Genomic DNA, 346 nt, shown 5'->3' with positions numbered 1-346 from the left:
GAGAGCGGGCGCCCCCTGCGGCTCAGCAGCGGCCCCGCCATCCAGCACGCCGGCGACCTGGCCGCGCTGCTGTCGAGCCTCACACCGGGGGAGGTGCTGTTCATCGACGAGATCCACCGCATGGCGCGCTCCGCCGAGGAGATGCTGTATCTGGCGATGGAGGACTTCCGCATCGACATCATGGTCGGCAAGGGCGCCGGAGCGACCAGCATCCCGCTGGATCTCGCGCCCTTCACCCTCGTCGGCGCGACCACGAGGTCCGGCCTGCTGCCCAATCCGCTGCGCGACAGGTTCGGCTTCACCGGCCACCTCGAGTTCTACGACGCCAGCGACCTCGAGCGGGTCA

1 protein-coding gene is annotated in these 346 nt (G+C 69.9%); it reads left to right on the top strand.

Going from position 1 to position 346, the window contains the following annotated elements; genetic code table 11:
- The coding region (locus tag KI686_RS17490) for an AAA family ATPase (RefSeq protein ID WP_237590326.1) at window positions 1-346 on the top strand (346 nt) is incomplete at both ends.

It is taken from the genome of Polaribacter sargassicola (genome assembly GCF_021991835.1).
GTDB classification, from domain to species: domain Bacteria; phylum Bacteroidota; class Bacteroidia; order Flavobacteriales; family Flavobacteriaceae; genus Polaribacter; species Polaribacter sargassicola.
The sequence above is the reverse complement of the archived record's forward strand: the minus strand, read 5'-3'. Positions and strand labels throughout refer to the sequence as shown.